Annotated in this window: 23 protein-coding genes, 3 pseudogenes and 1 riboswitch; of the genes and pseudogenes, 20 read left to right on the top strand and 6 right to left on the bottom strand. The window is 50.0% G+C overall.

Going from position 1 to position 17004, the window contains the following annotated elements:
* Positions 1-29: 29 nt before the first annotated feature.
* The 12 genes and pseudogenes from L691_RS0100585 to L691_RS0100640 form a co-directional block, all read left to right on the top strand.
* A pseudogene (locus L691_RS0100585) lies at positions 30-716 on the top strand (LD-carboxypeptidase); the annotation flags it as partial.
* Between the two features lie 145 nt (positions 717-861).
* Complete coding sequence (locus L691_RS0100595; protein WP_025688107.1) at positions 862-1629, top strand: YdcF family protein; 768 nt, start codon at positions 862-864, stop codon at positions 1627-1629.
* Between the two features lie 15 nt (positions 1630-1644).
* Positions 1645-2151 carry a DUF6886 family protein gene (locus L691_RS0100600; RefSeq protein WP_025688108.1) on the top strand — a complete coding sequence of 169 codons (507 nt, stop codon included), beginning with the start codon at positions 1645-1647 and terminating at the stop codon, positions 2149-2151.
* A gap of 117 nt (positions 2152-2268) precedes the next feature.
* Entirely contained in the window at positions 2269-2511 is a 243-nt protein-coding gene (locus L691_RS0100605; RefSeq protein WP_025688110.1) for a GNAT family N-acetyltransferase, read from the top strand.
* Entirely contained in the window at positions 2512-3039 is a 528-nt protein-coding gene (locus L691_RS0100610) for a histidine phosphatase family protein (RefSeq protein ID WP_025688111.1), read from the top strand.
* Between the two features lie 25 nt (positions 3040-3064).
* Positions 3065-3730 carry an HAD family hydrolase gene (locus L691_RS0100615; protein ID WP_025688113.1) on the top strand — a complete coding sequence of 222 codons (666 nt, stop codon included), beginning with the start codon at positions 3065-3067 and terminating at the stop codon, positions 3728-3730.
* 2 nt (positions 3731-3732) lie between these two features.
* Positions 3733-4167: a GNAT family N-acetyltransferase gene (locus tag L691_RS0100620; protein WP_025688114.1), complete on the top strand. Its 435-nt coding sequence runs from the start codon at positions 3733-3735 to the stop codon at positions 4165-4167.
* Between the two features lie 33 nt (positions 4168-4200).
* A complete protein-coding gene (locus L691_RS0100625) occupies positions 4201-4974 on the top strand; it encodes a class I SAM-dependent methyltransferase (protein ID WP_025688115.1) in 774 nt (257 codons plus the stop codon).
* Between the two features lie 27 nt (positions 4975-5001).
* On the top strand, positions 5002-5436 hold the full coding sequence (locus L691_RS0100630) for a GNAT family N-acetyltransferase (protein WP_198022949.1): 435 nt from the start codon (positions 5002-5004) through the stop codon (positions 5434-5436).
* A gap of 19 nt (positions 5437-5455) precedes the next feature.
* On the top strand, positions 5456-5779 hold the full coding sequence (locus L691_RS0100635) for a low molecular weight protein tyrosine phosphatase family protein (protein WP_025688117.1): 324 nt from the start codon (positions 5456-5458) through the stop codon (positions 5777-5779).
* Between the two features lie 24 nt (positions 5780-5803).
* Positions 5804-5908: pseudogene (locus L691_RS33270) on the top strand (NUDIX hydrolase); the annotation flags it as partial.
* A gap of 132 nt (positions 5909-6040) precedes the next feature.
* Positions 6041-6505 (top strand): GNAT family N-acetyltransferase, encoded by a 465-nt coding sequence (locus L691_RS0100640; RefSeq protein WP_025688119.1) that lies wholly within the window; start codon positions 6041-6043, stop codon positions 6503-6505.
* A 21-nt stretch (positions 6506-6526) separates the two neighbouring features.
* Here the strand turns inward: L691_RS0100640 and L691_RS0100645 are convergent, their stop codons facing one another.
* From L691_RS0100645 to L691_RS0100655, 3 genes are all read right to left on the bottom strand, one after another.
* Positions 6527-6736 (bottom strand): hypothetical protein, encoded by a 210-nt coding sequence (locus tag L691_RS0100645; RefSeq protein WP_025688120.1) that lies wholly within the window; start codon positions 6734-6736, stop codon positions 6527-6529.
* 180 nt (positions 6737-6916) lie between these two features.
* Entirely contained in the window at positions 6917-7117 is a 201-nt protein-coding gene (locus L691_RS0100650) for a hypothetical protein (RefSeq protein ID WP_025688122.1), read from the bottom strand.
* 579 nt (positions 7118-7696) lie between these two features.
* Positions 7697-7984, bottom strand: coding sequence for a hypothetical protein (locus tag L691_RS0100655; protein ID WP_025688123.1), 288 nt, complete (start codon positions 7982-7984; stop codon positions 7697-7699).
* A gap of 423 nt (positions 7985-8407) precedes the next feature.
* Here L691_RS0100655 and rnhA point away from each other — a divergent pair, with 423 nt between their 5' ends.
* The 3 genes from rnhA (at position 8408) to L691_RS0100670 (ending at position 10251) form a co-directional block, all read left to right on the top strand.
* On the top strand, positions 8408-9076 hold the full coding sequence (gene rnhA / locus L691_RS0100660; protein WP_025688124.1) for a ribonuclease H: 669 nt from the start codon (positions 8408-8410) through the stop codon (positions 9074-9076).
* A 73-nt stretch (positions 9077-9149) separates the two neighbouring features.
* Positions 9150-9818, top strand: coding sequence for a uracil-DNA glycosylase (locus tag L691_RS0100665; protein WP_025688125.1), 669 nt, complete (start codon positions 9150-9152; stop codon positions 9816-9818).
* A 28-nt stretch (positions 9819-9846) separates the two neighbouring features.
* A complete protein-coding gene (locus tag L691_RS0100670) occupies positions 9847-10251 on the top strand; it encodes a hypothetical protein (protein ID WP_025688126.1) in 405 nt (134 codons plus the stop codon).
* Positions 10252-10335: 84 nt separating this feature from the next.
* Here L691_RS0100670 and L691_RS0100675 read toward each other — a convergent pair whose 3' ends face one another.
* Together L691_RS0100675 and L691_RS31685 are read right to left on the bottom strand one after the other, a co-directional pair.
* Positions 10336-11415, bottom strand: a complete 1080-nt coding sequence (locus L691_RS0100675; RefSeq protein ID WP_025688127.1) for an AI-2E family transporter — start codon at positions 11413-11415, stop codon at positions 10336-10338.
* A 183-nt stretch (positions 11416-11598) separates the two neighbouring features.
* Positions 11599-11775, bottom strand: a complete 177-nt coding sequence (locus L691_RS31685) for a hypothetical protein (RefSeq protein WP_156934112.1) — start codon at positions 11773-11775, stop codon at positions 11599-11601.
* 168 nt (positions 11776-11943) lie between these two features.
* On the opposite strand from L691_RS31685, the gene L691_RS0100685 reads away from it, so the two are divergent.
* From L691_RS0100685 to L691_RS30960, 3 genes are all read left to right on the top strand, one after another.
* Positions 11944-12438: a Crp/Fnr family transcriptional regulator gene (locus L691_RS0100685; protein ID WP_025688128.1), complete on the top strand. Its 495-nt coding sequence runs from the start codon at positions 11944-11946 to the stop codon at positions 12436-12438.
* 322 nt (positions 12439-12760) lie between these two features.
* Positions 12761-13444 carry a YitT family protein gene (locus L691_RS0100690; protein ID WP_025688129.1) on the top strand — a complete coding sequence of 228 codons (684 nt, stop codon included), beginning with the start codon at positions 12761-12763 and terminating at the stop codon, positions 13442-13444.
* Positions 13445-13550: 106 nt separating this feature from the next.
* A complete protein-coding gene (locus L691_RS30960; RefSeq protein WP_084653753.1) occupies positions 13551-13736 on the top strand; it encodes a hypothetical protein in 186 nt (61 codons plus the stop codon).
* A gap of 69 nt (positions 13737-13805) precedes the next feature.
* On the opposite strand, the gene L691_RS0100695 is transcribed toward L691_RS30960, so the two are convergent.
* The gene (locus tag L691_RS0100695; protein WP_025688130.1) at positions 13806-14645 is read right to left on the bottom strand and encodes a serine/threonine protein kinase; all 840 of its coding nucleotides are present in this window, start codon (positions 14643-14645) and stop codon (positions 13806-13808) included.
* A 218-nt stretch (positions 14646-14863) separates the two neighbouring features.
* Between L691_RS0100695 and L691_RS0100700 the strand changes: the two genes are divergently transcribed.
* Both L691_RS0100700 and L691_RS27430 read left to right on the top strand, forming a co-directional pair.
* The gene (locus L691_RS0100700; RefSeq protein WP_025688131.1) at positions 14864-15724 is read left to right on the top strand and encodes an undecaprenyl-diphosphate phosphatase; all 861 of its coding nucleotides are present in this window, start codon (positions 14864-14866) and stop codon (positions 15722-15724) included.
* 102 nt (positions 15725-15826) lie between these two features.
* A riboswitch (cobalamin riboswitch) is annotated at positions 15827-16030 on the top strand.
* Between the two features lie 221 nt (positions 16031-16251).
* Positions 16252-17004: pseudogene (locus L691_RS27430) on the top strand (5-methyltetrahydropteroyltriglutamate--homocysteine S-methyltransferase); the annotation flags it as partial.

The following is a 17004-nucleotide window of genomic DNA, read 5'->3' on the forward strand; positions in this document are numbered from 1 at the left end:
TAGAGGAAGGAGTCTTCTCGGCTTTTTAGATAAAGTCCAATCCCAAGCGTCTATGCGGGTATTCAGACATTACAGCGATAAGCAACGCGATTTACAGCCAGACCGGCTTGATCACCTATTCGGGACCGCATTTCTCTACATTTGCCATGCTACAGGGGAATGAGTACACGGTTGACTGTTTCAACCGGCTTATGACCGGACATGAATCCATTCAGATCAAGCCCTCTGTGTATTGGAGTGATGATGCTTGGTATGCGGATCAGGAGAGACGTACGTTTTTTCCTAATGAGGGACCCTATATAATTAACGAAGGAGTTACGAGCGGCGTCATCATCGGCGGAAATTTGTGTACGCTCAATCTGCTGCAGGGAACCGCGTTTATGCCTGATTTGGCGGGGGCGATTCTTTTTGTAGAAGATGATTATGAATCCTCACCGGCTACGTTCGATAGAGACCTGCAGTCGCTTATTCACCAAGCTGATTTTGACAAAGTGAAAGGACTAGTTATTGGCAGATTTCAACAGGCATCGCAAATGACCAGAGATCTATTAACAAAAATAATAAAAACGAAAAAAGAGCTGGTCTCTATTCCGGTCATTGCGGATGTGGACTTTGGCCACACAACACCGATGCTGACGTTTCCTATAGGCGGGCAGGCGAAGCTTAAAGCGTATGAAGGAAGGATAGATCTAATCATTTCTGAATCTATTCGCTAATATCGTTGCAAGAAAGCAAATTTAGGAGGCTTAAGCAGGTGAGCGATTTAAGGTTGATCGGGCAAGGCAGAACCGCCGATATTTTCGAATATCCGGTTAAAGACATTGGTATAAGGTTCATTGGATCGAAAGGAGATGCCTAAGGTTGATTTATGTAATTAAATTTATCTACAGCTTCGTGCTGCCTCCGGGAATATTTGTTGTGCTGCTGGCGCTGCTGGCATTATGGCTGTTACGGAAAAAACAGCGCGGTCCGGCAGTGGTCCTGCTCTCCGTAACGCTGCTGCTGTATTTGGCGTCGGTGCCGCTGATCGCGAACCCGCTGATGCGCAGTCTGGAATCGCGGTATGCCCAGCCGGAGCAGGTTCAGGGCGACTGCCTGGTGGTGCTCGGAGGCGGAGCTACGACAGGAACCCCCGACATTGATGGCGATGGCAGCTTGGGCGGATCGGCGGCGGGCAGGCTGGTAACTGCGGTCCGGCTGCATCGCCTGACGGGATTGCCGGTGCTGTTCAGCGGCGGGCAGGTTTTTGCCGACAGCGGCAACGAAGGCGATATCGCCCGCAGACAGCTGATCGGACTGGGAGTGGATGAACGGAGTATTCTTATCGAGAATCGTTCGCTGAACACGGAGCAGAATGCCGAGTTTACGGCCGCGCTCATGAAGGAGCACGGGCTGAGCCGCCCGGTGCTGGTCACTTCGGCATTCCATATGCCGCGGGCAGTTGCGGAGTTCCGGCAAGCCGGAATGGAGGTCCAGCCATATCCGACTGATTACCATATAAGCGGCGGCGCCACAGCGGCTTGGTATGCGGGTATGCTGGCGCCCAGCCCTGGTGCAATTGGAACGGTTGGAACGGCGCTGAAGGAATATCTCGGATTATTGGCTGGTGTGGTCCAAGCAAAAATATAAAACGATGGAGGATCTATGTTATATCACTTAAGCGAAGATCCCGGCATCGAAATCTTTCGCCCTCGTCCCTCGAAATCCTTTCCCGATTTACAGCCGGTCGTCTGGGCAATCGACCGTGAGCATGCTCCGCATTATTACTTTCCCCGGAACTGCCCCCGGGTGATCTACTCGATGCCGGAGGGGGCGGCGGCGGAAGACACCGGGAGTTTTTTTGAGCACACAAGCGCAGATAAGGTAATTGCCGTAGAGAGTGCCTGGCTGGAACGTATCCGCCATACGCGGCTGTACAGATATACTTTTGCGGAAGATTCCTTCACATTATTCGACAAGACAGCAGGGTATTATATTTCGCTGGAAGAGGTCAGGCCCGTAATCGTGGAACCGATGGGCGATTTGTTGTCCAAGCTGCTCCAGGAAGCTGTTGAGCTGCGTTTTACACCGGATTTGCATCCTCTGCGGAACCGTATAATCCAATCGGCGTTGGATTTTTCAATCATTCGTTTCGGCAATGCCGCACTGTAACAGGAAAATGAAATGGCGGCTCGCAGCGGTTTCGTGTACCTTTTTCATTCCGGTAGAACACGTTACAATTGATTCATGCTTTTCTGTTATGAGGATGATCGTAAGGAGAGATTGCACATGGAAAATACCGAACTGATACAGGTTGCGCCGGATTACTGGAACAAGGGAATCGCCCGGAGGGTTGTGCAGCGGCTGGAAGAAGAAGCGGCCAGGCAGGGATATCAGGGAATCAAGCTGGAAACGGGAGATCAGCAGACAGAGGCGATCGGATTCTACAAAAAGAACGGCTACGGCGAGATTGAACGGTTTGGAGAATACGCGGATTGTCCGTCCAGCCTGTGTTTTGAGAAGAGATTGTAAATGACCTTGTTCTATTTGATTCGTCACGGAGAACCAGATTGGCAGATTAATGAACATTATAAGCTAAAAGGGCATGGACGGGACCTGGCTCCCCTAACCTCCAGGGGAATCCTCCAGGTGTATGACACGTCAAAAGATCCACGGCTGCGCAAGGCGGAGCTTATTATTTCTTCCCCCTACACCCGGGCGATGCAGACCTCGGCGATCCTATCCAAGGAATTGTCATTGGACATCGCCGTAGAGCTTGACCTCCGGGAATGGCAGCCGGATTTGACCTTTGAATACGATTCGCTTGAGCGGTTAAACCAACTCGTCCAAGACTATGAACGATGCGGCGGGATGTATCCCCCGGGAGAAACGAGGTTATGGGAGTCGAAGACCATGCTGAAAAGCAGGATGGACAGTGTTCTGAGGAAATATTCGGAGCATGAGGTTGTCATTGTGGTTGGCCATGGCATGGCTTTTCGGACCCAGGTGGAACGGGAGGATATTCCCTGCGCTTCCATTACTGAATATAAGATTGACTAATTTCGCCGAAAGGGACGGTGATCATTTGAATTTTTCGCATATTCTGTTTGATCTGGATGGTACGCTGACGGACCCGAAAATTGGCATAACCAAGTCCGTGCAGTACGCGCTGGCCAAGTTTGGGATTATCGAAGACAATTTGGACCGTTTGGAGCCGTTCATCGGGCCGCCGCTCGCTCATTCGTTTCAGGAGTTTTACGGTTTTTCGGAGGCGGATGCCTGGCAGGCGGTGCAGTATTACCGGGAGTATTTTGCGGATACAGGTATCTTTGAGAATGAACTGTACTCCGGCATTCCCGAGCTATTGAGCATGCTTACTCAGCGGCAGGCTATTCTGATCGTTGCGACTTCGAAGCCGTTTGTGTTCGCCGAAAAGATTTTGAAGCATTTTAAGCTGGATCATTTTTTTCATGCGGTGGTTGGGAGCAACCTGGATGGCACACTGTCGGATAAGAGTGAAATCATTAGGCATATCATTGAAAAAGAGAACTTGAATACAGCTAGCACCGTCATGATCGGGGACCGGAAGCATGACATTATCGGAGCGCATAACAACGGAATATCGTCGATTGGCGTCTTATACGGGTACGGCAGCACGGCTGAGCTGGAAGCTATCAAGCCGACATACTGTGTCCACACTGTGCAGGAATTATATGAAGCATTTGCTTCAGGAGAGGAGGAGGCAGGATAATTATGCTTTCCATTAGAAAGATTGGCAAAGAAGATTTGTCCGCGCTTAACGGCTTGTATGAGGAACTGACGGGACACAAATCCAATGAGGCCAAGCTGGCCAGCGTGTTCGAATCGCATGAAGATAATGACAACTACATACTGCTGGGCGCTTTTCAAGACAATATACTGGCTGGTTCGCTGATGGGGATCATCTGTCAGGATTTTGTGGGCGAATGCAAATCTTTTATGGTCATTGAAAATGTCGTTGTTTCAAGCCGTTTCAGAAGACAAGGCGTTGGAAGGGTACTAATGCAGGAAATCGAGCGGGCGGCCAGGGAAAGAGATTGTACGTATATCATTTTTGTATCGGGCGGGCAGCGGACGGAAGCGCATAAGTTCTATGAAGAGTTAGGCTATAGGGAAGAGAATGTGATGGGATTTCGCAAGCATTTTTAAAGGAGCGTCAGATTAAGGAAAGGCGGTAAAGGAATGCCGATCGACTTTCACGACCAGAATAATCAATCCACCTATGCCTCCAGAGAGGCGGAAGCGAGCTGGATTTCAACGATAGGGCGGTACGTCCCGCTTCAAGGGAAGCGGGTACTGGATATAGGCTGCGGCGGAGGGATATACACGAAGGCATTGGCGCTCTCCGGAGCTGCCCAAGTGACGGGAATGGATTTTTCGGCTGAAATGTTGAAGGGAGCGGCTGAGAATTGCAGGGACATTCCGAACATCTCTTTTGCGCGAGGGAATGCGCTTGATACGGGTCTCAAAGACGGGCAGTTCGATATTGTGCTGGAGCGGGCGTTAATTCATCATATTCGAGACTTAGGCGCGTGCTTTCGAGAAGCCCAAAGAGTGTTAAAGCCCGGCGGGACATTCATCATCCAAGACCGGACGCCTGAAGATTGCTCGCTTGCGGGAAGTCCAACCCATATTCGGGGCTATTTTTTCGAAAAATATCCGAAGCTGCTGGAGCAGGAAATTCAAAGACGCTATTCCGGCAGTGAGGTAATTGACGCTTTAAGGCAGACCGGGTTCGTCCTGAACGCCGAGTTCTCATACTGGGAAACCCGAAAAAGCTATAGAGACTTTGAACAGCTGGGGCTGGATTTGCTCAACCGCACGGGAAGATCCCTGCTATTTGAACTGACGGATGACGAGCTCTCGGAGCTGGTGAATTTCATCGGGCAGCATCTGGCAAGCGGACAACCGATACAAGAACAGGATCGATGGACGGTGTGGATCGCGGAAAAATAATAAGAACGGCCGGAGGTGAATATGATTATGTCCAAGGATTTGCAGCCTGTTACATACGGCGAGTACATACCGACAGGGGAAGAATTTATCACTTTGGTTGAAAGCGCGGGCTGGCACGGAGTAACGGAGAAGGGAAGCGAACAGCTGGAAAAGGCTCTGCGCCAGAGTTGGCTTGTTGTCTCGTCTTTTGAGGAGGATCGGTTGGTTGGAATGGGCCGGGTGATCTCGGATGGCATTTTTCAAGCTTTTATATGCGATTTGATTATTTTACCGGAATATCAGGGTAAGGGCATTGGCACCGGTATTCTGAACAAATTGCTGAAAAAGTGCAAAGAACAGGATATCCTGATGGTTCAATTGTTTGCGGCGGCGCATAAGTCCGAATTTTATAAAAAGTTCGGGTTTGAGGAACGGCCAGACACGGCTCCGGGGATGAGATGGGTCAGCAGAGACAGCGTTTAGGAGTTAGGAGGTTAACTTTATTCAAATTCTTTTTATATGCAGCAGGAACAAATGGAGAAGCCTGACGGCGGAGAAGATATTCGATGAACGCGGTGGCCATGAAGTGAGATCGGCGGGGACGGAAGAGAACGCGAGGATAAAGGTAACCGCAGGACATATCGGCTGGGCGGATCTTATTTTTGTCATGGAAAAAAAGCATCTCCGAAGACTGAGCGCCAAGTTTCAAGCCGAAATCGCGCATAAACGGGTCATTTGTCTGGATATCGCGGACGAGTACAGGTTCATGGACAGTGATTTGATAGATATTTTGGAGTCAGGAGTGGGAGATTATGTGGAGTTCTAACAAATATACTGCGGGGTGAACCGGATGCCAATGTCAGAATATTATCAAAACCTGAGGAATAAAGTGGGCGAGGATTTACTGTTCATGCCCTCGGTCGCAGCAATCATCAGAAATGATCTTAATGAAATCTAGAAGAAGGTTACGGACAGAAAGCTCAAAGCCTTAGCGCAAAAGGTTACGACCAGTAATGATGAGGATGGCGTTGCGTTGGTGCTGGAACGATACTTTTTGACAACAATGCTCACTGCTGGGGGAATATTTATGGAAATATTGAAGGCGGGTCTGGAGGATGCGGCAGAAATATTGGAGCTTCAGTATCGGTCATACCAAAGCGAAGCGGAGATCTATAATGACTATTCCATCCAGCCGCTGACACAGAGCTTAAATGAACTGAAAGAAGAACTGAAGCGGCAGCTTGTGCTAAAAGCGGTGGTCAGCGGCAAAATCGTAGGTTCCGTAAGAGCTTATCAAGAAAATCAGGTTTGCAAAATCGGCAAGCTGATTGTCCATCCGGATCATCAAAACGCCGGAATTGGGACGATGCTGCTACATGCAATTGAACAGCAGTTTGGCAGTTGCCGCAGATATGAATTGTTCACCGGTGAAAAAAGCCTGAAAAATCTCTATCTATACGCGAAGCTGGGCTTCAAACCGTATAAAAAGGCCGAAATCGACCGGCACTTAACCATTATTTACTTGGAGAAGGAGCGAAAATATGAATCGTAAAAAGGAATCGAATTGAAGTACCTAATGCTGGAACTTGGTGTCTGATCTGGAGTACAGCACAACCGACCCGTCAAAATTTTTTAGCTTCACGTATTCATCGGAGAACATTTGGACAAGTCCTGCGCCTACGCGGGAATACATGCCGTCAGGACCGATCTGCAGGGCGAACACGTATTTTTGCGCCAGCGCGGCGGTGAAAAATTCAGCGTTTTTCATAATCGTATATGGCATGACTTTCCCTCCTGGATTTTTTGGACTAACATATGGGAGCGCGTTAATTTGCTAAATTATACATCGGTGTTTTGGAAGTTTCAATAGGTTTTCAGTATGGTCACATTTTCGAACCCATTGCAGCAAAAAAGCAGCGTCAGGCTCTGCGTTCTGCGGCCTTTCACTGCTTTTGGACTGACATTATTTGTTGCTCTTTCCGCTTTTATTGACGTCATCAGGCGTGTCCCCGGTCAGACTCTCCTCAATATTGTCCATAATGCCCCTGACAATATCCTCCAACTTGTCTGTAGACCCTTCCCGCGCCGCTGTAGGGTTATCGGGCTCAGGGATGGGTTCAACGCCGCTTCCCTTAGGCTCCGTTAGCCTGTTCTTATCCTCCATGGGTTTTCATTCCTTTCTGCAAGGTTCGCTGATTAGGTTATGCAAAACCGGTCTTTCTATGTAACGATTAGACCGGATCAGGGAGATTGAACGAGCACAGGCCTGACTGGACGGCATGGAAACAAGTAAGAATCTGGAGTGGACATTTGATCTCTGATCTCTGGCAGATACAAGTACCAACGGGAAAATGTCCTTTATATTTTCGGAAAAAGGCTGTCCTGGAACGATAAGCGGGAAAAGCTCCGGCTTATTTCTCCAATTTCTTATGGTTTCGGCCAAATCGCCTGAATAAAGCGGAGAAATTCCCTTCCATGCTCTGTTTAAGCCGTTTTCAGATAAATAAAGAGGGAGGAATTCCGTTTCATCCGTTCGCCCCCCTCCCATTTCCCGATCACCGTTGACATGCAGTGCAGGCGGCAAATTTAGAATGAGAGCGGCTGAAATACCTTGAATTAATCGCGGAAAATGCTACCCGATCTTCGCGGGAAGCGAGCGCAGCCCTCCCACGCTAAGGGGGAGGGCTGCCGTATTAGGATGAGCAATTACATAAATGCTAGACCAGACTGATGCCGCAGGAAGCTAGGATTGCAATGTGGACAACGCTTTCAATTTCCAGGCGACAACCTCTTTGAAAATGTCTTTAATACTCAAGTCTAAGCGCTTTGTTTGGATTTTGAGAATGTCTTCCGCTGTTACGGTTACCTTTCTTCCGTAGACCGTAACCTCCCATTCATAGCCGGAGCCGGAAGTTTTCCTTACCACGGACATTTCGTAAGAGGCTTGGCGCGCCTCATCGTTGATTGCCTGAACATCCCGTGATAAACGTTCGAGCCCTTCTGCAGTAGCATTGTGAAATAAGAGAACCATAATTGCCCCTCCTAATAGTAGTTTAGCAGCACAACCTTGTCGACCAGCGATTATACAATATTGACTCTAAAAGAGTATGCTTTGTATTGTATATATAGTATGATACTGGAACTTGCGGCAGGAGTGAAGAGATGTTTTTGTCGTAATCATTCGAATCCCCAAAATAGCCGTATGGTCCTAAACCGCTTCGTATTTATCTTCATGTAAAACGTTTACAACCTTGAATTTACTTGAGATTTTAGATATCCAATTTGTATATCATACTGTATGTCGACAATTTGCTTACTTACGTTATTAAACAGCAGAACCTTTGTCGAAACATCCGGCAGGCCGCTCTCGGTTTACCGGTGCATTTCCTGTTGTGTCTTGCTCATTTGTAATTTAATATTAAGGTCAATAATGCTGCAGGAAGGAGCCGGCATCGTGGCTAAGCAGAAATATTATGTGGTATGGGAGGGACGGAAGCCGGGAGTGTACGCAACTTGGGCGGAATGCAAGCGGCAGACGGACCAATTTACGGGAGCAAAATACAAATCTTATGAGTCGAAAGCCGCGGCTGAGGAAGCGTTCCGGGCAGGCTGGAAAGGCAATTGGGGGAACACGGGGTCTGAAAAAGGACGCGCAGCCGTCGGATCTCAGGAAAGCTATACTTCCAAGCGGACGGGCGCGCGGACAGCGGCGGAACCCATCGATTATGACAGCATCTCAGTTGATGTGGGAACTAGGGGAAACCCCGGCCCTGTCGAATATAAAGGGGTAGACACACGGACAGGGGAGGTCATCTTCTCCTGCGGTCCGATTAGCAAGGGTACGAATAATCTCGGAGAATTTCTGGCTATTGTGCATGCCCTTGCGCTTCTGCAGAAAGAAGGCAGCAGCAAGACGGTATACAGCGATTCGGTCAACGCCATGAAATGGGTCAGAGAGAAAAAGGTTTCAACCACCCTCCCCCGGGACCATACGACGGAGGAGATCTGGGTACTCATCGACCGGGCGGAGAACTGGCTTCAGACGCATACATATAATAACAAGGTGCTGAAGTGGCAGACCCGGCTGTGGGGAGAGATCAAGGCGGATTACGGAAGAAAATAAGAGAGAAGCGTTTCCTGCATCCCAGCAGGGAACGAATCCATTACTTGGGGAGATATGGAAGGAGAGCCGTATGATATTTGGCAATGATTGGGACGAGGTAATGCATGAAGAGACGCAGAAGCCGTATTTTCAGGAGCTGCGCTATACACTGGCGAGGGAGTACAAGCAGTATACGGTGTATCCGCCGAAGGAACTGCTGTTCTCTGCGCTGAAGCTAACGGCCTATAGCGAGACGAGGGTCGTCATTCTGGGACAAGATCCTTATCATGGCGCGGGACAAGCCCATGGGCTTAGCTTTTCGGTGAAGCCTGGTGTGCGGATTCCGCCGTCCCTGCGCAATATTTATGCAGAGCTGGCCGAAGATGTCGGTTCCGCCAGTCCGAATCACGGGTCTCTGCTGCATTGGTCGGAGCAGGGTGTACTGCTGCTCAATGCGGTTCTGACCGTGCGCGAGGGTCAGCCGGGTTCGCATAAAGGTATGGGATGGGAACGTTTTACGGATGCTATTATGGAGAAACTGAACGAAAGGGAGACGCCGCTGGTCTTCATATTATGGGGCAGCCATGCCCAGCAGAAGGGCGCTTGCATCGACCAGAGCCGTCATAAAGTGATCCAGTCGGCGCACCCGAGTCCGTTCTCGGCTCACCGGGGATTTCTCGGCAGCAAGCCGTTCTCGCGGACCAATCAATTTTTGAGTGCACACGGTCTGGAACCTATCCATTGGCATATACCGAATTTATAGGACGGGTAAGGCAGAAGGAGGCGTTAGAATGAGACATTGGGTAGGCAAGCCGGTTATTGCGTATCTAGGAAAGCCTCCTTACGTCACGCTGAGGGGTGTACTCCGTAAGTGGGATAGCGCTGCTGGGCGCGTTGTGATCGGGCATCAAGAAGCCGGAATCCCTATCCGGGACATTGCGATTATCAAGGCGCTCGCTCCCAAAGAAAGAGCGCTCCCTCCGGTCCTTCATTCTGTCGGCTATATTTTGAAAGACCGGCTGCAGTTCGATAATGCCGTCTATTTCAAGTCGGCGGTCACGGTCTGGAAGGGTGATCGGCTGATTGCGTTTAATACCACCCTTGTTTCCCATACGAAGGGATCGGTTACTTTGGAGGACGGAAGAACGCTGATGAAAGGGACGCATCTGTTTGTCGTCCGTTCGCTAAGAGGCTAGAGCGCGGCTTAAGCCGGCAACCTCAAAGAGCCTTGTCTGCTAATGCAGGCAGGGCTCTTTGAGAAAGGTTAAGACGGGCTGCAGTTAATTTTCGTTCATCCGCTCCGCAACGATAATTTCGTATACCCGCAGAAAAATAATTTTGACGGTGATATAGACCGGCAGCGCGATCAGCACACCGATAATACCGTAGAATTCTCCGCCGATAAGTACAAGGATTACCGTAGTCAGCGGATGGATATCCAGAGATTTGCCGTAAATGATCGGCGTGAGCAGGTTATCCTGAATTTGCTGTGAGGCGACGATAACGACCAGAGACCATAATGCGGTCATGGGTGATTCAATAAAACTGACGATGACGACGGGAATCGCGGCAAGGATGGCGCCGATATAGGGAATAAAGTTCAGCGGAACGGACACGAGGGCAAGCAGCAGGGCATACGGCAAACCGATCACAAGAAATCCGATGAACAGGGTGAGGCCCAGAATCAGATTCAGAATTACCCGCGTAACGATGAAGCTGCTGAGCGCTGAATCGACTTGCTCCAACGTCTCCTGACCTTCACTGCGGTATTTTCGCGGGACCAGGCCGAGCAGAATAGGAGGCAGCTTATGGCTGTCTTTTAGCATATAGTACAAAATAATCGGCAGTGTGGCCACAACGACGACAATGTTCGAAATGACAGTAATCAGATTGCTGATGGAGTTCGACACCCAGGTTACCGCGTTTTGCAGGTATTCGGTCAGCCGGACGGTCAGATCCGATTCTCCACGGAAGAACCGCGCAAACAAAGGGTCCTCACGCAGACGGTCAAGCTGGGTCTGGATATCCTGGACAAGATACGGGGCATTTCGGATAAAATTCTGGATTTGATCCTGCAGCGTCGGCCAGACGGCGACCCAGAAAATAGCGAACAGAGCAATAAATACGGCATAGATGAGCAAAATGGCGATCGGGCGCTTGAGCTTTCTTTTTTCCAGATAATTGACCAGCGGGCGAAGCAAATAATACATGAACCCGGAGAGCATCATCGGCACGAGCAGAAGATTAATGATGGTTCCGATAGGCGAGAAAAGAACGATAACCTTGGAGCCGAGATAAAGGATAAGCAGAAGAAAGATGATTCCAAGCGTGGTACGAAAAAACTTGTTCTGCAGCAGCAATGGCCGCACCTCCTAATTTGTACCGAATAGTATGTATGGCGGCTTCACTACTATGCCGACTCTACTTAATAGTTAAACCCGATTCCAGGTTTGTAACCGCCAGGTACAATTCAGGAAAGGAATAGCGGACATGCCAAACAAGCTGTCTCCCCGAATGAATCGGACTGGAAGACAGCCTTGCTTTCATCTTAATTTTGTTTTCTTCTTAGTTTCAGCCTGGGTCGTTTCCTTTGCTTTTACGAGGGACAAGAAAAAGAAGAAATCGCCTAAAGCGCTCAGCGCTGCAGCGATGATGGCATAATCTTCTGATGTCAGTTCCTCTTCCTGGGGGATGCGTTGGATGTTTTTATTATTTGCCATCTTCTCTCACCCGCTTCATCTGGTCGTATGCTACAAAGTATGCTGCAAAGAGCAAAGACGGAATAGGCGGGGAGGGATGTATTTTCCAGGCTTCTTGAGCAGGAAGGTGCGTATTGATTATACTTGATGCAATAATCGGACAATCACTGGCTAAAGGAGAATTATGGGATGATACTGCATAAAGGGGAGATTTTATTCAGGCAGGGAGACGGCTGTGATGCTCTGTACCATATCAAGAGCGGTCTATTCAAAGTGACAAGGCTGCACGAGAATGGGAATATCGTGCTGTTCAACATTCTTTATCCCGGCGAGATGGTGCCTCATCATTCGCTTATCTCACCTAAAGAAACTCATGGGACGGCCACTGCGCTGATGAGCAGTGAAGTAGAGCGTATCCCGGCGCCGGAATGGTACCGTCAGCTTCGGGAGGAGCCCGGTAAAGCAATGGAGGTTGCTCTTCTGCTGCAGGAGAAGGTAAGGTTCATGCAGACCCGTCTGGACCATCTTACGGTCGGGGCGCCTGCCGAAAGGCTGGAGCTGCTGATCGGATGGCTGCGCGATTATTCGCATGGGGTCCCATTGACCGAACTGCTGACCCAGGAAGAGATCGGACAGCTGATCGGCGTCCGCAGGGAGACGGTGAACAGGCTGCTGCGCGGCTGAGCTTGTATTTTTTCTGGAAGAGCTTGTATACTTGTTTGGAAATGACTTTTTCTGTGGTATACTGGAATCAGTATTCAAAACAAAATCGAAAGGATCAGGATACCATGTGTCCCCGAAGGACGATTCCCCAAAGGACGATTTGGAAACGTTATGATCTATCTTATACTTAGCTTCCTTGTAGAAGGTGTGTGAACAGTCAGTTGACAACCAACCGCCTCTACGAAGGAAGGGAATAGGTATGCGAAGGAAAAAGACAACCGGTTCACCCCGTCGTAGAGGTTGGTGGGACGTCTAGCCGCCATTTACGATAAGGGGAGCCTGTATGAGGAACCATAACAGCGGTGTTCGTCTGCCGCTACAATTAACGATTAATTTGCTCGGAACGTTGCTGCTTAGCTTTACTTACTATCACATCAATTATCAGAATCATCTGACCGAGGGCGGGTTCGTAGGGCTGTCGCTGCTCGGCAAGTATGTTCTGGGGCTGTCGCCTTCCGTCACCGTGCTGCTGCTTGATCTTCCGGTTCTGCTCGCAGCTTTGGTGCTCAAAGGAAAGGGATTTGTCTGCAACACATTCATTTCCATAGGCTCGTTCACTGTGTTCTACGGACTGATGGAGCGCTATTCCGGACTGGTGCTTAATTTCCATGGCAATCTGGCGCTGGCAGCGCTGCTATCCGGACTGCTGACAGGGATTGGCGCGGGACTGGTGCTGCGATGCGGAGGCGCTAGCGGCGGAGACGACATCTTATCGCTGCTGATCAGCGAATGGAAGGGGATCAAGGTCGGTACGGTGTTCATTATTATGGACATTTTCGTGCTGCTGCTGTCACTCTTCTATATGCCGCTCAGAGAAACGATGTATACGGCGATGGCGGTGGTCGTGGCTGGGCAGGTTATCACGTTGACAACTTCGCTTGGCAAGCCGAAACGCGGAAAGAACAAGCTGCAGGTTCAGCCTGCGCTTGTGGGCCGTAAAGAAGCCGCTGCCACGGGAAAATTATAGGAATCACTTGAAGTCAGCCGAAACCGGCTGGCTTTTTCTACGTATAGAAGGAGTAAGGATGCAAATCCTGTAGCTATACAGTATCCGAATTAAAGGAGGAAACAGCATGCTCAGGAGACTGATCGACAAACTCATTCACTCCGTCGGACACTCGAAACACGAAAGACACGGAGGTTCTTCCGGAAATTACCGGAGACCGATGCATTACAGAAATTCGTCTAGCAGCAGACCCGGTTACGGACGCGGCCACGGCCACGGCTATTACAAGAACAGATATGGAAGTTCAAGCTGAATATTCGATTCTTAATGCAGTAAATAAGAAACGGATGCTAACCTAATTTAGGGAGGCATCCGTTTCTTGTTATTTACTTAAGTCGGCTGAGGAGTCCAGTTCGGATAATGCCTGCCGGGCATCCCGAATGAACTCCTGCGTCTCCGCGTATGGATTCGATTCCTCGTCAAGCAGTCTCAGCAGTATACGCCGCACTCCCGCCGTAAGCTCCAACTCTTCGGACCAGCTTCGCTCGGCGCCGCCAGGCGTGGGAGTATAGCCGGAATACAGCATAAACAGCATAAGATGTCCGATGTCATGCAAATCCGATTGTATGGACGCGGGCATGCGCTTTGGCAGTCCGTCTTTGTCCCGCTCCGCTTCTCCATTATTACATAGGGGGTCGTCTCCAATCCGCCGGGCCAGACCGAAATCGATTAAGTAAATATCATTTCCCCGGAGAATGATGTTGGGAATGCGCAGATCAAGGTGCACGAAGCCGCGTTCATGCACATGGTTCACCCGCTCCATCAAGCTCAAGACGAAGCGAAGGGTGTCTTGTTCCCGAAATATGCATCCCTGCTCAAAAATCAGCTGTTCCAATGTGTAACCCTCAACATAATCGGTAACCAGCCATGCAGAGCCGTTCTCCTCAGAGTAATCTCTGCAGGCTGGGATATAGGGATGATCCAACTGCTTAAGGATATCCCGTTCCCGCTTCAGCATCTGCTTTCCAGCATCCCGTTTGCTCGGTTTGGCCTGTTTGACGGCCACCTGGCGTCTCTCCCGCTTATCCAGGCAGCGGTAAGCCAGTCCGTAGCTTCCCATGCCGATCCGGGAGAGCACCTCGTAACGCTGCCCGATCAGCTCCCCTTGCTCCCTGGGATAATCCCTCCAGGCGGATATGAACGCGCGCAGGCGTGCAAGCAATAGACATCCTCCCAACATTATTCCGTCATGTGTAATCTATTCCTTCATTATTGCATATGTACCCGGGGCGTTCGCAAGTCTAGAAGTCAGATGGCAAGAGGTGCTGTTAGAGTTTCTGACCTGAAAAATAGGACTGCAAGTTTCAGAAATTAGATACGGTGTTTAAGCTACAGTATAAAGAAAAATAGTACAAATCTAATCATTGAGGAGGCGTAAGCTTGGATCTGCTAGCCATTATTAAAGCCATCGTACTTGGTCTGGTCGAAGGACTGACCGAATTCGCTCCGGTATCTTCTACAGGACATATGATTATTGTCGATGATATGTGGTTGAAATCGCAGGAATTTCTCGGAAAATACACGGCTAATACATTTAAAGTCGTGATCCAGCTCGGTTCGATCCTTGCGGTTGTCGTTATTTTCAGGAATCGTTTTATTGATTTGCTCGGACTGAAACGCTTTAGCAAGGGATCGCTTGAACCGGTCCCGGACGGTCAGCCGCTGGTAGAGACAGGGGGCCGTCTGAAGCTTGGGCAAGTTATCGCGGGTCTCATTCCTGCCGGTCTGCTCGGAATGTTATTCGAAGATTATATTGATGAATATCTGTTCTCGACATCAACCGTGTTGATCGGTCTGGTCATTGGCGCCCTATTTATGATTTGCGCAGATTTGTTTGCTCCGAAACGCACCAGGACGCAGAGTGTTGACCAGATTACATACGGGCAAGCGCTTGCGGTGGGGTTAATCCAGTGTGTCTCTCTCTGGCCCGGCTTCTCCCGCTCCGGCTCGACGATTTCAGGAGGCGTCCTGCTTGGCCTGAGCCACCGGGCCGCCGCCGACTTCACCTTTATTATGGCCGTTCCGATCATGGCCGGCGCAAGCCTGATCTCGCTTTACAAGAACTGGCAGTATTTTACGCTGGATGCGCTGCCGTTCTTTATCGCCGGGTTTATCAGCGCCTTCGTGTTCGCGCTGCTGTCGCTGCGGTTCTTTCTGAAGCTGATCAACCGGATCAAGCTGCTGCCGTTCGCCATCTACCGCATCGTGCTGGCCGCTGTCGTTTATATTATTTTCTTTTAACCGGTTATCAGGTTTCGATATAACCAGAACCCCTATCTCCTATTGCGGGCCGCAGGGTCTTGCCGTAACATAAATGTTGTACTCATTAACCAATCCAACATTCACTAAATAACGGAAACAGGTGCTTGCCGGATTAGAGAATTCCGGAGCTTAAAAGGGAAGCTCGGTGCAAAGCCGACGCGGTCCCGCCACTGTAACGGAGGAGCCTTTCAGCCCTTTATGCCACTGTCAGCCCGGCGCTGACGGGAAGGCCGCTTGAGACGATGACGCCGCAGCCAGGAGACCTGCCTGTTCCGACGCACTGCTGTACCTACGGGAGATAGGGAGGTGTTAGATCGCAAACGTGAGATTAACGTAGGCGTCTTTCCTCTTGGGCTTTTAAGGAAGGACGTCTTTTTGTTGGATCGTCTATGCGAAATAGGAAGCGGGCCTTCCGAGGGGGATAAGATTCCACTTCTTTAAACAACGGCATATGATGTTTTTTTGAAAGATTACGGCCGGACAAGTCGAATAGAAGGAGCATGGAAATGACAACTCAAGCAAGAACAAGCAATCTTGGATATCCAAGAATCGGCGTGAACCGGGAATGGAAAAAAGCGCTGGAGTCTTACTGGGCGGGACGGATTAGCGAGGAACAGCTGCGTGCGGAAATGGACCGCATTCAGCTGGGGAATCTGCGAAAGCAGCAGGAGGCGGGCATCGATCTGATTCCCGTGGGAGATTTCACGTATTACGATCATGTGCTGGATACGGCCGTCATGTTCGGCATTGTGCCTCCGCGTTACCGGTATGAGGGAGGGCCTGCCGGACTGGATTTGTATTTTGCCATGGCCCGCGGCAACTCCCGGGCGGCGGCATGCGAAATGACGAAATGGTTCAATACGAACTACCATTACATCGTACCGGAGATTGGGGATCTTAAGCCTGTTCTAACGGAGAACAAACCGCTTGCCGCATACTGGTTCGCCAAATCGCAGGCGGGTATTGACGGCAAGCCCGTGGTCATTGGACTCTATACGTTCCTGAAGCTGTCCAAGGGCTTTGCCCTTTCGGAAATCCGCAGTGTGGCGCAGCGCTTTCTGCCGGTCTATGTGCAGCTGCTGCAGGAACTGGAGCGGGAGGGGGTGGCTTGGGTTCAAATCGACGAGCCTGCGGTAGTGACCGGGCTTCAGGAAGAGAATATAGAGCTTCTAAGCGAGATTTACGGCGAGCTTCATTCCGCTGTTCCGGGACTCTCCATTATGCTGCAGACGTACTTCGAGTCTGCCGAGCCGCTTGAA

Origin of the sequence: Paenibacillus zanthoxyli JH29 (assembly GCF_000520715.1) — a bacterium.
Classification (GTDB): Bacteria; Bacillota; Bacilli; order Paenibacillales; family Paenibacillaceae; genus Paenibacillus_AQ; species Paenibacillus_AQ zanthoxyli.